This is a genomic window from Candidatus Accumulibacter vicinus (assembly GCF_000584955.1).
In the GTDB taxonomy this organism is placed as follows: Bacteria; Pseudomonadota; Gammaproteobacteria; order Burkholderiales; family Rhodocyclaceae; genus Accumulibacter; species Accumulibacter vicinus.
Map to the genome: position 1 here is coordinate 61,945 of NZ_JDSS02000019.1, position 14,480 is coordinate 76,424.

At 61.4% G+C, this 14,480-nt stretch carries 15 protein-coding genes; 3 read left to right on the forward strand and 12 right to left on the reverse strand.

Annotated features, from left to right (window positions below; genetic code table 11):
- Together polA and CAPSK01_RS06695 are read left to right on the forward strand one after the other, a co-directional pair.
- The coding region (gene polA / locus CAPSK01_RS06690; protein WP_273703219.1) for a DNA polymerase I at positions 1 to 1,683 on the forward strand (1,683 nt) is incomplete at its 5' end.
- Positions 1,680 to 2,219, forward strand: a complete 540-nt coding sequence (locus tag CAPSK01_RS06695) for a DUF2242 domain-containing protein (protein WP_273703220.1) — start codon at positions 1,680 to 1,682, stop codon at positions 2,217 to 2,219. The genes polA and CAPSK01_RS06695, both read left to right, overlap by 4 nt.
- Before the next feature lie 63 nt (positions 2,220 to 2,282).
- Here CAPSK01_RS06695 and CAPSK01_RS06700 read toward each other — a convergent pair whose 3' ends face one another.
- The 12 genes from CAPSK01_RS06700 to CAPSK01_RS06755 form a co-directional block, all read right to left on the reverse strand.
- Positions 2,283 to 3,035 carry an ATP-binding cassette domain-containing protein gene (locus CAPSK01_RS06700; RefSeq protein ID WP_273703221.1) on the reverse strand — a complete coding sequence of 251 codons (753 nt, stop codon included), beginning with the start codon at positions 3,033 to 3,035 and terminating at the stop codon, positions 2,283 to 2,285.
- Positions 3,032 to 3,934: a phosphonate ABC transporter, permease protein PhnE gene (phnE, locus tag CAPSK01_RS06705; RefSeq protein ID WP_273703222.1), complete on the reverse strand. Its 903-nt coding sequence runs from the start codon at positions 3,932 to 3,934 to the stop codon at positions 3,032 to 3,034. Before phnE ends, CAPSK01_RS06700 begins: the two co-directional genes overlap by 4 nt.
- Positions 3,931 to 4,797 carry a phosphate/phosphite/phosphonate ABC transporter substrate-binding protein gene (locus CAPSK01_RS06710; RefSeq protein WP_034924285.1) on the reverse strand — a complete coding sequence of 289 codons (867 nt, stop codon included), beginning with the start codon at positions 4,795 to 4,797 and terminating at the stop codon, positions 3,931 to 3,933. The genes phnE and CAPSK01_RS06710 overlap by 4 nt, the downstream gene beginning before the upstream one ends.
- Positions 4,798 to 4,847: 50 nt before the next feature.
- A complete protein-coding gene (locus CAPSK01_RS06715) occupies positions 4,848 to 6,476 on the reverse strand; it encodes a tetratricopeptide repeat protein (RefSeq protein ID WP_034924288.1) in 1,629 nt (542 codons plus the stop codon).
- Positions 6,477 to 6,608: 132 nt separating this feature from the next.
- Entirely contained in the window at positions 6,609 to 7,364 is a 756-nt protein-coding gene (gene zapD / locus CAPSK01_RS06720) for a cell division protein ZapD (protein ID WP_034924291.1), read from the reverse strand.
- A gap of 60 nt (positions 7,365 to 7,424) precedes the next feature.
- Positions 7,425 to 8,045, reverse strand: coding sequence for a dephospho-CoA kinase (coaE, locus tag CAPSK01_RS06725; RefSeq protein ID WP_034924294.1), 621 nt, complete (start codon positions 8,043 to 8,045; stop codon positions 7,425 to 7,427).
- Positions 8,042 to 8,722 (reverse strand): SPOR domain-containing protein, encoded by a 681-nt coding sequence (locus tag CAPSK01_RS22105; RefSeq protein ID WP_273703223.1) that lies wholly within the window; start codon positions 8,720 to 8,722, stop codon positions 8,042 to 8,044. Before CAPSK01_RS22105 ends, coaE begins: the two co-directional genes overlap by 4 nt.
- Positions 8,723 to 8,730: 8 nt before the next feature.
- Entirely contained in the window at positions 8,731 to 10,095 is a 1,365-nt protein-coding gene (locus CAPSK01_RS06735) for a TrpB-like pyridoxal phosphate-dependent enzyme (RefSeq protein WP_034924864.1), read from the reverse strand.
- 56 nt (positions 10,096 to 10,151) lie between these two features.
- Positions 10,152 to 10,559 carry an adenosylmethionine decarboxylase gene (speD, locus tag CAPSK01_RS06740; protein WP_034924867.1) on the reverse strand — a complete coding sequence of 136 codons (408 nt, stop codon included), beginning with the start codon at positions 10,557 to 10,559 and terminating at the stop codon, positions 10,152 to 10,154.
- 72 nt (positions 10,560 to 10,631) lie between these two features.
- Positions 10,632 to 11,855 (reverse strand): multidrug effflux MFS transporter, encoded by a 1,224-nt coding sequence (locus CAPSK01_RS06745; protein ID WP_034924297.1) that lies wholly within the window; start codon positions 11,853 to 11,855, stop codon positions 10,632 to 10,634.
- A gap of 3 nt (positions 11,856 to 11,858) precedes the next feature.
- Positions 11,859 to 13,361: a YifB family Mg chelatase-like AAA ATPase gene (locus CAPSK01_RS06750; RefSeq protein ID WP_034924300.1), complete on the reverse strand. Its 1,503-nt coding sequence runs from the start codon at positions 13,359 to 13,361 to the stop codon at positions 11,859 to 11,861.
- A gap of 77 nt (positions 13,362 to 13,438) precedes the next feature.
- A complete protein-coding gene (locus CAPSK01_RS06755) occupies positions 13,439 to 13,684 on the reverse strand; it encodes an accessory factor UbiK family protein (protein WP_034924303.1) in 246 nt (81 codons plus the stop codon).
- A 279-nt stretch (positions 13,685 to 13,963) separates the two neighbouring features.
- On the opposite strand from CAPSK01_RS06755, the gene glnK reads away from it, so the two are divergent.
- Positions 13,964 to 14,302, forward strand: a complete 339-nt coding sequence (gene glnK / locus CAPSK01_RS06760) for a P-II family nitrogen regulator (protein WP_034924306.1) — start codon at positions 13,964 to 13,966, stop codon at positions 14,300 to 14,302.
- The last annotated feature ends 178 nt before the right edge of the window (positions 14,303 to 14,480 follow it).

The following is a 14,480-nucleotide window of genomic DNA, read 5'->3' on the forward strand; positions in this document are numbered from 1 at the left end:
AGCGTCAATCTCGCTCCCGGCGAGGCGGTCTACCTGCCGCTCGCCCACCACTACCCCGATGCGCCGGCGCAACTGCCTTGCCACGAAGTGCTGGCGCGTCTCAAGCCCTGGCTCGAATCACCACGACACGCGAAGATCGGCCAGCACCTCAAGTACGATCAGCATGTGCTGGCCAACCACGGCATTCATCTCGCCGGTGTGGTACATGACACACTGCTGCAATCGTACGTCCTCGAATCCGGCAAGGACGGTGTTCGCGGCCACGACCTCGGCCAGCTCGCGACCCGTCACCTCGGCCTCACAACGATCCCCTACGAAGCGCTCTGTGGCAAGGGCGCGAAGCAGATCGGCTTCGACCAGGTGGCGATTGACCAGGCTTCCGAGTATTCTGCTGAAGACGCCGACCTCTGCCTGCGTCTGCACGCACGGCTGTATCCGCAGATCGCCGCCGATGCCGGTTTGCGGCACGTTTATCAAAACATCGAAATACCGGTACGCGACATCCTCTTTCGCATGGAACGGACCGGTGTCCTGATCGATGCCGAACTGCTCAAGCAGCAGAGCCACGAAATCGGCAAACGCCTGCTCGAACTCGAAACGAAGGCGCACGTGGCGGCCGGCCAGCCGTTCAACCTCAACTCCCCCAAACAACTGGCCGAGATCCTGTTCGACAAGCTTGGCCTGCCCGTGAAAAGGAAGACCGCTTCGGGAACGCCGTCGACCGACGAGGAGGTGCTCTCCGAACTTGCGCTCGACTACCCGTTGCCCAAGATCCTGCTCGAATCGCGACAGCTCGCAAAACTCAAGGGCACCTATACCGACAAGCTGCCGAAAATGGTCAATGCCAGCAGCGGCCGTGTGCACACCAGCTACGCGCAGGCGGTCGCAGTGACCGGCCGGCTGGCTTCGAGCGAACCCAACCTGCAGAACATCCCGGTGCGTACCGCTGAAGGACGGCGCATTCGTGCGGCGTTCATCGCGCCGCCGGGCAGCCGCATCGTCTCGGCCGACTATTCACAGGTCGAGCTGCGAATCATGGCGCACCTCTCGGAAGATGCGCGTCTGCTCGAAGCCTTTTCCCAGGGTGAAGACGTACATCGCGCCACCGCCGCCGAGATTTTTGGCGTCACGCCGGGCGACGTCGGCCCCGATCAGCGTCGTGTCGCCAAGGTCATCAACTTCGGGCTGATCTACGGCATGAGTGCTTTCGGCCTCGCCCGCCAGCTCGACCTGACGCGCGGCGCCGCGCAAACGTACATCGAGCGCTATTTCGCGCGCTATCCTGGCGTCGCCGCCTACATGGAGAAAACGCGTGCGACGGCCAAAGCCCAAGGTTATGTCGAAACCGTTTTCGGGCGTCGCCTGTGGCTTTCCGAAATCCATTCCAGCCTGCCCGCACGCCGCCAGGGCGCCGAACGCGCAGCGATCAACGCGCCGATGCAGGGATCGGCTGCCGACCTGATCAAATCAGCGATGATCGTCGTGCAGCGCTGGCTCGACACCGAGCGCCTGCAGACGCGGCTACTGCTGCAGGTGCATGACGAACTCGTCCTCGAAGTCCCGGAAGCCGAGTTGCCCCAAGTCCGCTCCCAACTGCCACGCCTGATGACTGAATGGGCGGTGCTACGCGTGCCGCTGGTCGTCGATGTCGGCGTCGGCATGAACTGGGATGAGGCGCATTGACTCGGGTCATTGCTGGAATATTGCTGCTTCTGACCGGTCTGCTGTCCGGTTGTGGCAGTACGTCGGGCAAGATCGCGGTCTATCAGAACGAAGGTTTTGACGCCAACGAGACCTTCTCGCGGCTGTTCGACGCCAGCGCCGAAGCGACCTGTGAGGCTGCGCGCCGGACGCTGCTCAGCCAGGGCTACCTGCCGACCACGGTGAAGCCTGATTTCATCAGTGCCAGCAAGCATTTCCAGCCCGACAGCGAGGTGCATGTACAGATCGTGTTCAATGTCGTCTGCGCCCCGGAAGGCCGTCTCGGCAAGCTCTCGACAGTGTATGTGAACGCCATTCAGGACCGCTACGTGCTCAAGAAGAACCCGAACTCGGCGACTGTCGGTGTCAGCGCAATCGGCTCGGTCTCGATTCCGCTGACACCGAGCGAAGATTCGCTGGTCAAGGTGGCGAGCGAAACGATCCCTGCCGGGCCATTCTACGACCGGTTCTTTGTACTGATGCAGCGCAATCTTGCCCCTCACGAGGATGAACAGTAGCCGTCTGTATGCAAACAAGCGTGCTTCTCCGCGTCCCTGGACGGTAGTCAGCATAAACGACCACTACTGCCGATAGAAATTGGCCAGTTCCTGGTGGTCGAGGTCGGTAAGCGGCAGGTCGAAGGCAATCCGCCCCTGCCTGAGGCCGATCACCCGTTCGGCCAGCAAGGGCAGCAGCACAGGGTTATGGACGACGCTGACCAGCGTCGCCTGTCGAGCAGCCTGGACCAACAACTGGCATACCTCGGCGGCGGCCGAGGGATCGAGTGCGGCGGTTGGCTCGTCGGCAAGAATCAGGCGCGGCCGCTGCATCAGGAGACGAGCGATCGCCACCTTCTGCTTCTCGCCGCCCGACAGCCGGTCTGTACGGGTATGCGCGCGATCCAGGAGAGCGACCGCTTGCAAGGCCTGTGCCGCCTGCTCTGTTTCGTGTGCCGGATAGCAACGCGTCCAGCCGCGCCAGCCGCGCACGCGGCCGAGACCGCCGATCAGCACGTTTTCCAGTGCCGACAGCCGAGCAACCAGATGCAGGCCCTGCAATACCTGTCCCACTTTCTGGCGCAGCGCGCGCAATTCGGTGGCGGGCATGGGTCCTGCCAGTGCGTGGCCAAGCACCTCCAGCGTGCCATGCGCGGGTCGCATGAAGCCGCTCAGCAGTCTCAGCAGGGTCGACTTGCCGGCCCCATTGTGGCCGACGATGGCGATGCGCTCGCCCTCGGTGATACTGAGTTCGTCGATATCGAGCAAGGTGCGGCCATCCGCAACACAAGCCACGGCTTGCAGGGAGATGGCGGCAGAAGACGCGGCAGTGCTCACAGCAGAGCCAGACGAATGCGCCGGCTGATGGCGTCGAATGAGGCGACCAGGAGCACGACCACGATCAGCACGGTTGCCAGTCGTCCCCACTGAAAGAGCGAGATGGCTTCGGTGATCAGCAGGCCCAGGCCCCCGGCGCCGATGATGCCAAGAATTGTCGAATCACGGATATTGAACTCCCAGAGATAAAGGTGGCTGGATACGAACTGGGGAAGGACGGCAGGCCAGATGGCATTGAAGAACACCTGTACCGGCCCGGCACCGACGCTGCGCACCGCATCGATCGAGGCGATGTCGAGCGTCTCGATCGACTCGGCGAAGAGTTTTCCATAACTGCCCATGCTGTGCAGAGCGATGGCCAGGATGCCGGCAGTCGGCCCGAGGCCGACGATCCCGACCAACACCAGACCAAAAACCAGAGTGTGAATCGAACGTGCGACGTCGAGAGTCGCTTTTGCGAGCCAGGCAAGTGGTCGCGGCGCCGCCAGGTTGCGCGCCGTCAATGCCGCCAACGGCAAGGCCAGCACGGCGCCGAGCAATGATCCCAGGGTGGCAATGCGAATTGTCGTCCAAGTGGCGCCGACGAGTCCGGCAAGGTAGTCCAGCTCGACTGCGCGGCGGTTTTCGACACGCAGCAGCGTGCCGTCATCGCTGCGATACGCGAATTCCGGGTTCCCCCACCAGACATCGATGAAACTTGGGCGGGCGAATTCTACCGCTGTCTTCAACAGGTTTCGAAGCGGGTTGCGCCCCAGCGATAACTCCCCTTCTCTGGCCAGCGAGCCAAGACAGGCCGCGACCAGCAGGAAGTAGATCAGGGTCAGCGCGAGAAAAGCAGAACGACCGCTGCAGCGCTTCGCCCGGCGCCCGGCAAGGCACGCGCGCCAGAGGCGCGTCACTTTGGCCGCAGTTTGCCGGTGGCCAGACCGGCATCGCGGATCGGCTTGTAGAAACCGTTGTCGCGGATCACAAAGCCGGTGTAATGGGGTGGCAACAGCCCGGGCTGTGTTTTCAGGGCCTGGCCGACGTCGAGCAACGCTGCCTGCAGACGGGCAATCAGCGCCTGGTCGGCGAACAGTGCCCGGCTGACGGCCACAGCGTCGTTCGGCAGCGGCGCCGATTGCCAGACGATCTTCGACTGATCGGCTCGGATCAGCCCCTGTTCGATCATCGCCGTGCGGTTGCGGTTGTAGTCGGCACCGGCATCCAGGACGCCTTGTGTCACCTGCGTTTCAATCGCCTGGTGCGGGGCATGCAGCACCTTGGCAAAATAGCTGTCGGGGTTGATGCCCTGGGTCATGAAGAAGTGCAGCGGGATCAGGTAGCCCGAAGTGGAGCCCTTGTCACCGAAGGCGAAGGTCCTGCCCTTGAGATCGGCAACCGTCCGGATTCCCGAATCGGGATGGGTGACAATGATCGCATGATATTCGGGCTTGTCGTCGTAAAGGATGCTGGCTACTGCCTGCGCGCCCGCTTCGTTGTTGGCGAGCACGTAGCCCCACGGCCCCATCAGGGCGATGTCGGTTTCACCGTTGGCAAGCGATTTGGCCAGTCCTTCCCAGCTATCGACGGTGCGCAGTGCGACCGGCCGATTGAGTCTAGCCGCGAGGTAGTCAGCGAGCGGACGGTAGGTGGCGTCGTTCTTGTCCCGGTTCGGCTGGAAGAGGCCGACGCCGAACTTGAGCGGTGGCTCAGCGGCCAGGGCAGCGGTCGACAGCAGCGCGCCAACGAAAGTGGCGAGCAGGCATGACCAGTATTTCATGAGTGTTCTTGGGTGGTGAATGGGTGGAACTGAAATCGCTGTCGCGGTCGTCATGAGATGGCCGGCAGCTTGAACTTGCGCTGAATCTTCGCCACCAGGGCGGCAATTGGACCCAGCCGGGGATGACGCTGGTTCTTGGCCAGCAGCATCTGGTGGTAGCGATGCGCATCGCGCAGCTTGTCCGCGTCAACCCCATTGGTATAGACATCGAGGAACAGCGCATAGGCGGCGTTGGCGATAATCTGCGGATTGCCGGGCAAACGTTCCGCGGCCTCCCTGAGCATCGCCGCGGCGGTTCTGAAATCGCCGGCCTGTCCTTTCCGGACGGCCTCATCATTGATCTGGATGATCTCGGCGTTGCTGTTGCTGATCAGCGTTTCCGCACGCTCGGCATTGCCGTGGGTTTTCATCATCTGGGTAATGCTGGCATGCAGGACGGTCTGGTCCGGATTGTTCTGGACCACCTCCTTGAGTATCTGCTCGGCCTCGTTGTGCCTGCCGTGCACCAGGCAGGCCTTGGCAACAGCCAGCTTCACCGCTTCCGACAGGCCCTGGGTCCCTCCTTGCATGACCCGTTCCAACGCCTGCTGCGCCAGTTCCGGGTTACCCGCCTTGTGCTGCGCGACCGCTTCCACCGCGGCCAGCAAAGGCGTGTCGCCGGCATTCCGGAAGCTGCTCTTGGCTTCGCTGATCAGGGCAATCGCCTGTTCGGTGTCGCCGAGTTCGGTCAGCGCATTGCCAAGATTGGCGTAGTCGTTGAGGTCGCGCAATGGCGAGTTGCGCGTCTTCTGAACGACAGTGCGTAGCGCTTTCTCGACACGACCAAAATCTGCAGTCTCTTCGGCAATCCCGGCAATCGCACGATGACGGGCCAGGGAATTGGGGGACATCTCGCAGGCCTTGTCGAGAACCCGGAGCGCGTTGTCGGACTCTCCGGATTCCCGGAGCAAGCAGCCCAACGCATCGTAGGCCGCCAGGAAACGTGGCGTCTCGGCAAGCAGCTCGTTGAGCGCATGCTTGGCCTGTTCCAGCTGGCCACTGCCCTGATACGCCTTGGCCAGCCCCAGTTTTGCCCAAGGCATCGAGCGCATCTGCAGGGCGCGCTGGTAGAACTCGATGGCTTCGTCGAAACGCTGCGTCATGATCAGCGCGTTGCCCTTGATGCGCAGGGCGTCCAGCAGGAATTTGTCCTTCGCGGCAATGATTTCGTCGCAGGCCACGACAATCTCCTGCCAGCGGCTTTGGTCCTGCAGCTTGTCGATCTGTGCCAGTCGCTGTTTCTTGTCCAGCAAACGGTCGATCCGTGATTTGAGGGAATCCGCGGTGAAGGGTTTCAGCAGATAGTCGTCCGGCAGACATTCGGCTGCGGTGATTACCGACGTGTAGCCCTGTTCGGCGGTGATCATCAGGAACAGTGTCGCCCGGCTGATGATCCCGCGCGAGCGAACATATTCGAGAAACTGCTGACCGTCGGTTGCGCCGCCGAGGTAGTAATCGCAGAGAATGATGTCGAATCGATTGCTGGTCTTGAGCATTTCGAGCGCATCCCGGACGGTCCCCGCAACGCTGGTCTGCTCGACGCCCAGACTGCTTACCTGGCTGCGGATCGAGCTACGCATTTCAGCCACGTCATCGATGATCAGGATGCGTTTGTTTCGGTAAGGCGAGATGATGGCCATTGCTGTGTGGCGCCCTGGAGACTTCCTGGATGGTACCGGATTTCAGCGGTCCTTGCTGCTCGTGTAACTGGCTGGCCTGCAGATTTCGGACCCAAGTGCCACAACCGTTGCAAGCCCACGGTCGGGCGGTGATCAGAGATTGCAGAATAACATGTCGAACTCGACGTCGTTATCGCAATGACGCGGCCGATGGTCACTATCGGGTCGAATGAAGCGAATGTTCAGTGCGTACTTGTTGGCGCTGATTTCCGGAATGTAAGGGTCGTGCATTTTGAGTGAAATGCGCACCATCTGGGAACTGCTACCGCCGAGCATCAACTGGAAAGCGCCGCCGATGGCGACGTGGTGCTCGGGACGGCCACTGGCGCGCAGCAGGCGCAGCACGATGGTCAGCGCGTCACGTAGCGGCAGCATCGGCTGCAGCCAGGCGACCAGTGCGTCACGTCGTACGCCGGGGTCCTGATGCCGCCAGTAATGGTAGGAAGGCAGATCGAATTCACAGACGCCACCGGGAATGCTGGCACGACTCTTGATGCTCATCAGCCAGTCGTTGTCGCGAAGATGCTGGCCGATCTTGCCGGTCATTCCGAGCAGCGCTGCCGATGCCTGCTCGATCTCGTAGAGGGCGCCGGAAAGCGCGTCTTCAGAGATGTCCGGATTGTTGCGATAGCTCAACAGGCTCTGGCGCTGGCGTTCGAGCTCCTGAATCAGATCCATTTTCAGGTCGGCACGTCCAGCCACATCGAGGATCTCGAACAGGGTCAGAAGGACGACATGATGTTCCTGCGAGCCATCCCGTTGCAGAAAACCGTTCGTTTTGTAGAACAAATCCTCAAGGCGCAACAGCGTGCGGATGCGTTCATTGAAAGGATATTCGTATGTGATCACACAGCCGCCAGCGTGGGGAACAGGAATTTTTGATAATTCTGAAGCATATGCAGTAAAACCTCAACGGCCAGCAAGCGCTTTCGCCCGTGCCAGCTCAAGATAGTACCGGTGCAGAACCTCGACTTGCGGCAACAAGGCGTCGAACTCGCCATCATTCTGCACCAGATCATCGGCCACTGCTCGCCGCTCAAGCCGCGAGATCTGAGTCGCCATGATCGCCTTGACGGCCTCGACGGCAAGGCCGCTCCGTGCCATGACGCGAGCGATTTGCACCGCCTCGTCACAGTCAACAACCAGCACCCGATCTGTACGCTCGCGATAACCGCCCGTTTCAACCAGCAAGGGAACGACCAGCAGCACGTAGGGCTGCGTGGCAGCTGCACAGAGCGCTCTGCTCTGCTCCCGGATCAGCGGATGCAGGATCGCTTCGAGTCTTGCCTTCGCAGAACGATCGGAGAAGACCAGGTTGCGCATGGCGGTGCGATCCAGCGCACCGTCCGTTTGCAGCACGCCGTCGCCAAACGTGGCGGCAATCGCTGCCATCGCAGCGCCCTGCGGAGCAGTCAGTGCATGCGCAATCACATCTGCATCAACCAGGGCAGCGCCACGTTCGGCAAAGAGTTCGGCGACCGTACTCTTGCCGCTGCCGATGCCACCGGTCAAACCGACAATAAAGCTCATGGCGCAGTCCCATCCTTGATTCTGCAGGCCAGCGGGCTGGCTTTCGGCAAGCGCGTGACGATCGCCTGATACAACGCTTCTGCGCGTGCTTCAGGACCCTGAATTTCAAGGGTGTTGAACGGTGGTCGGCCCTTGCGCTCGGCCATTCGGGCAGATTTGACCCCTTTCGCCTGCAGGGTGGCAAGCCCTGCACTGGCGGCTTCCTCGGTACGGTAGGCGCCCAGTGAAATCGCCAACTGGTTGGGACCGGCGGCCTGCACCACGAAGAAATCCTGAATTCCCAACTGCTGCAATTCGGCCGTTTTCTTGCTGACTTCCTCCTTGCTGGCCAAGGGCGGAACGAAGACCCAATAGCCACTGTTTTCTGCTACCGTGCGACGCGTCGCCTTGAAGTCCGCAAACTGTTCGCTCAACAGTCGTTCGATCTGGTCAACCTCGGCGCTGCTCAGATCACTCCACAACTGACAGCTTGTCGCCACCGGATTCTCGGATGCTGTTTCCGCCCCCCTGCTCGCCGTGCGTGGTGGCTCGCCACGCGCAACCACCCTGATCCGATCGGCAAGCAGTTGCTGCTCTAGGCGCCGCGCGTCGGGATTGACCGGCATGCCGAGATAGCCCCGCGCCCAGACGAAAAAAAGCAGGTTGGCAAGAACCAGAAGAAAAACGGCGAGCCGCATCGAGACGATCATTCGACTGTCGGTAGATGTTCGAGCGAAGCATGAATGGCTGCAGCGGGGTACTCGAAATCCTCGAGTTCACCTGCGAAATACCGGTCATAGGCGGCCATGTCGAAGTGACCATGACCGGTCAGGTTGAAAAAGATCACCTTCGCTTCGCCACTCTGCTTGCAGCGCAGCGCCTCGTCGATGGCTGCCCGGATCGCATGGTTGGACTCGGGCGCGGGAATGATCCCCTCGGCACGGGCAAAAATCACGCCGGCCTCGAAAGTTGCCAACTGCGACACAGCCACCGCTTCGATCAGGCCCTCGTGGTAGAGCTGCGAAACCAGCGGCGAATCGCCATGGTAACGCAGGCCACCGGCGTGAATGCCCGGCGGCATGAAATCATGCCCGAGCGTGTACATCTTCATCAGTGGCGTAAAGCCCGAGGCATCGCCAAAGTCGTAGGCATAGACGCCCTTGGTCAGCGTCGGGCAGGAACTCGGTTCGACAGCCACCAGCCGGGTGGGTCTGCCGTTGCGCCCACCGGCTGCATTGTCCGCAACGAATGGAAAAGCCACGCCGGCAAACGACGAACCGCCGCCGCAGGGAGCGAAGATGACATCCGGCCAGTCGCCAGCCTTCTCGAACTGCCTCTTTGTTTCCTGACCAATGATCGTCTGGTGCAGCGCGACGTGATTGAGCACCGAGCCGAGCGTGTAACTGGTGTCGGCCCGGGAAGCCGCTTCCTCGACGGCTTCGGAAATGGCAATGCCCAGCGAACCCGGGTTCTCCGGAGCCTTTTCCAATAGGTCGCGACCGGTCTGGGTCATCTTTGAGGGGCTGGCAAATACCTCGGCACCCCAGGTCTGCATCATGGAACGCCGGAAAGGCTTCTGCCGGTAACTGATGCTGACCATGTAGACACGCACCTCAAGGCCAAACATCTGACCGGCAAAAGCCATTGAACAACCCCATTGCCCGGCGCCGGTCTCGGTCGTGATGCGCTTGATGCCTGCCTGCTGGTTGTAATACGCCTGCGGTACGGCGGTGTTGGGCTTATGTGAACCAGCCGGCGAAACGCCTTCATGCTTGTAGTAAATTCTGGCCGGTGTCCCGAGCACCTCTTCGAGCCGGCGCGCACGAATCAAGGGTGACGGGCGCCACAAGCGATAGACTTCGCGCACTGCATCCGGAATCGGGATCCAGCGCGCGGTCGACATTTCCTGTTCGAGGATCGCCATCGGAAAGATCATCCCCATCTGCTCCGGGGACACCGGTTTGCAGTCGGAACCCAATGGCGGTAGTGGCGGATTCGGCAGGTCGGCGACGACGTTGTACCAATGAGTAGGGATCTCGGAGTGTTCAAGAGTAAAGCGAAGCGATTCCACACAGCCTCCCTGCATTTTCTGAACGAAGATTCCAAGTATACCCCTGGATACTTCGACTAATCATTTTCGGGCGTTGTCAGAACCCCAGCCAGGTCTGGAATGCCGCGCTCCAGCTCGCGCCGCAGCACGCGCGCGGGCACAAAGGCGCTGATCAGGCGTTGGCAGGCGAGGCGTGCGACAGCGCTGTTGTTCTGGCTGAAATTGCAGACATACAGGTCGAGGGTGACCGCGTGTACTTCCGGCCAGGTATGTACGGCAAGATGCGACTCGGCGAGCACCACAACACCTGTCGCGCCGGATGGTTCCAGCGCGCTGCCGAATTGGTGAAAGATCTGTCCGACAGGCGTCAACCCCGGCGTGGCGCAAACAGCCAGGCAGAGTTCCCGCAACGCGCCAGCGTCAGCGAGCAATTTCGGGGCGCAGCGGCAATCGTAGAGTTCAGCGAGCAGGTGCAGGCCAGGCATGGCAAATATCCCCGGTTCCGGGAGGCCGGGCATCGTCGTTCCGCAGCGCCTGACCCCATTTTCCCACGCGACTTACGGCAAGCAGGCGAATTGGAGCTTGGGCGACATTCGCCACTGCTGGATCATGGCGGCAAACGCGCCAAGCAGCAGCAAACCGCCCATCCCGAACGCCAAGGTCAGCGTAGACTCCCACAGTGCCGGTGCGATCAGACCGGCGGCAAGCGTGTTGAAACCGGATTGCAGGAAAGTTTGGCAGGAAGCAGCCAGGCCCCGTTGTTCCGGGAACAGGTCAAGCGCCCGCAGGGTCAGGCAGGGCATCGCCAGAGACATGCCGAGAGTGAACCCAAAGAGTGGCAACACACTCCAGGGTAACGCCGGTGGCATCACCAGATTGAGGATGAGGTTGAGCGCTGCAGCAGCGCTCATCACCAGATAGCCGATGGCAATCGTGCATGCCGGCGAAAGCTTGCCGGCCAGCCGGTCTGACGACCACGCACCGATCATCAGACCAGTCATGGCCGGGCCGAACAGCCACAGGAAACCGGTTGCCGAAACGCCCAGATGGCGCATCAGAAAAACAGGCGCCGACAATACATAGATGAAGAAAGCGGCGAAATTGAACGCCAGTGCAGAACAGGTCAGCAGAAAGGCTGAGGAAGTCAGCACCTTCCAGTAACTGCGGCTGAGGTAGCCGACATGCAAGGACTGGCGCTGGTGACGGGGCAGGGTTTCGGGCAGCAGGAACCAGCAGCTCAGCCACAGGACGACACTGTTCAGCGCCAGAAAGGCGAACACCGAGCGCCAGCCAAACCATGATTGCAGCCAGCCGCCGAGCACCGGCGCAATCGCCGGTGCCAGGGCGAACATCATGGTGATCTGCGCTATCAGCCGCTGTGCTGAGGCCCCCTCGTAGAGGTCGCGGACGATCGCCCGACAGATGACCAGACCGGCACCGGCAGTCATCCCTTGCAAGGCGCGCAGCAACCAGAGATGTTCGATTCGTGTGGCGAGCATGCAACCGGCCGAGGCCAGCGCAAAGAGCGCGACGGAGACCAGGATTACCCGCCGACGCCCCAGCGCATCGGAGATCGCGCCATGCCACAGCGTCATCAGCGCGAAAGGCAGCAGATACGCGGTCAACGTCTGTTGAACCTGTAACGGGGTGGCCCCCAGCGAGGTGCCGATGTCTTGAAAAGACGGCAGGTAAGTGTCGATCGAGAAAGGGCCGAGCGCCGCCAGCGCGGCCAGCAGACAGACCAGGCTGCGCGGCGCGGTCGGGGGACGTGAGTTCGGCATGGGTCAATCCTTCGCGAAGCGACGGAACTGTACGGCTTCAGCAACATGCTGCGCCTCGATGGTGTCGCTTTCCTTGATATCGGCGATCGTCCGAGCCACCTTGAGCAGGCGGTGGAAGGCGCGTGCCGAAAGATCGAAGCGACTGATCGCCTGTTTCAGAAGCACCGCCGCTGCCGCTACGGGCTGGCAGAATCGGTCGATTTCCCGGGCATGCAGGCGAGCATTGGTTTTTCCCTGCCGCAGGAGCTGCCTTTCCCGGGCTTTTGTGACGCGTGCACGTACGCTCGCCGACGCCTCTCCGTCGGGTGCCTGCTGCAGCACTTCCGGGGGTAACGCTGGCACCTCGATCTGTAGATCGATGCGGTCGAGCAGCGGACCGGAGAGTTTGCTGCGATAACGCAGAACCTGATCCGGCGTGCACCGGCAGCGGCCGCGCGGATCTCCGTGGTATCCGCAAGGACAGGGATTCATCGCCGCGACGAGCTGGAACTGCGCTGGAAATTCGGCTTGCCGGGCAGCGCGCGAAATGTGGATACGCCCCGAGTCAAGCGGTTCGCGCAGTGCTTCGAGCACGCGCCGATCAAACTCGGGAAGCTCGTCGAGAAAGAGTACCCCCTGATGCGCCAGCGAGATCTCCCCGGGATGCGGGATGCTGCCGCCGCCAACCAGTGCCGCCGTGGAAGCTGTATGGTGTGGCGCACGGTAGGGATGACGGCGAAAAAGTTCAGGGCGAAATTGCCCGGCCAGCGAAAGCACTGCAGCCGATTCGAGCGCGGCAGCCAGCGTCATCGGCGGCAGCAAACCGGGCAGTCGGCTGGCGAGCATCGATTTGCCGGTACCTGGAGGACCGGCTAGAAGAAGCGAATGTTCGCCCGCCGCGGCGATTTCAAGCCCACGCTTGGCCTGGACCTGGCCACGTACGTCGGCGAGGTCCGGATAGTCGATGCACTGATCATCCGGTGCCGTGTCGTCGACAAGACATGCGGCCAGCACCGCCTGCCCGGTCAGATGCGCGCAAACCTCAAGCAGGGTATTGGCGGCAAGCACCGGCACCTGGCTGGCCAGAGCCGCTTCGCGGGCACTGCTGGCCGGGAGCACGAAGCAGCGCCCCATGCCGCCGGCAGCCAGAACCATCGCCAGCGCCCCGCGAATCGGCCGCAATTCGCCGGAGAGCGAAAGTTCGCCTGCAAATTCATGACCCGCCAGCGCGGTGGTCGGGATCTGGCCAGAAGCGGCGAGAATACCGAGGGCAATCGGCAGGTCGAAGCGGCCCGATTCCTTCGGCAGATCGGCCGGAGCGAGATTAACCGTGATGCGCTTGCGGGGAAATTCGAAACCAGCGTTCTGCAGGGCTGCCCGCACCCGATCGCGCGCTTCCCTGACTTCGGTATCGGGCAGTCCGACCACGGTCACGTTTGGCAAACCAGCCGTCAGATGCACCTCGACCGCCACCTCCAGAGCAGCCAGGCCGTCGAGGCCGCGGCTATGGACGATGGCGAGCGGCATGACCGTAAAAGTCGCGGCGCAAGATCAGAATAAGTCGGACGACGACCGAGAACAGCGACTGCCCGTCAGCAACGCGCTCAGGCCGGCCGATCCGGTCGATTCTCCAGGCGATCGAGGCGCTCTTCGAGGGCTTTCAGTTTTTCCCGTGTGCGCTGAAGAACCTGTGTCTGGATGTCGAATTCCTCACGACTGACCAGATCGAGCTTTGCCAGTCCGCTGGAAAGCAGCGCACGCGCATTTTTCTCGATGTCGGCGGCTGGACTGGCAGCAATGAGGGCGCTCAGACGAGCGCCGAGATCTTCAAGGAATTTCGGGTCGAGCATGGTAGTCACCGAGCGGCGCAAGTGGTTGCAGGAAACATTAAGTTTAGCACAGCCAGGGCACACGGCAGGTGACGCACCAGTTTGGTGCAAAGCGCCCAGAAGCTGCGCTATCGCTGTGCAGGATCACTCGCCAAACCTCACCATAAGGAAACAATATTTTGATTTATTGATATAAAAATCAATGGCACGAAATCTGCTTCGGGTTGGCCAGTATTTCCTTGAACCATCCATATTTAAACCCGGGAGGCTTCTTCAGCGCCCCCTGATAAGGAGAGCAACATGAAACTGGTAACCGCCATCATCAAGCCCTTCAAGCTTGACGAAGTACGAGAAGCGCTGTCGGCGATCGGCGTACAGGGAATCACCGTCACTGAAGTCAAAGGCTTCGGGCGCCAGAAAGGCCACACCGAACTGTACCGCGGCGCCGAATATGTCGTCGACTTTTTGCCCAAGGTCAAGGTCGAAGCAGCGATCAGCGACAGCCTTCTCGAGCAGGTGATCGAAGCCATCGAGAAATCTGCCAGCACCGGCAAGATCGGCGACGGCAAAATCTTCATTTCGGCCATTGAACAAGTCATTCGCATTCGCACCGGTGAAACCGGTGAAGAAGCACTGTGAGGAGCCAATCATGAGACGCACATTCGCCATCCTCGCCCTGCTCGGCGCCGTCAGCATCGGTGCTCCGGCCTGGGCTGAAGACAAACCCGCAGCGGCCACAGAAACTCCCACGGTGGTTGCCGCACCAGCGGCGACACCGGCGGCGGAACCCGCTGCCACGACCGCCGCCAGCGCTGCA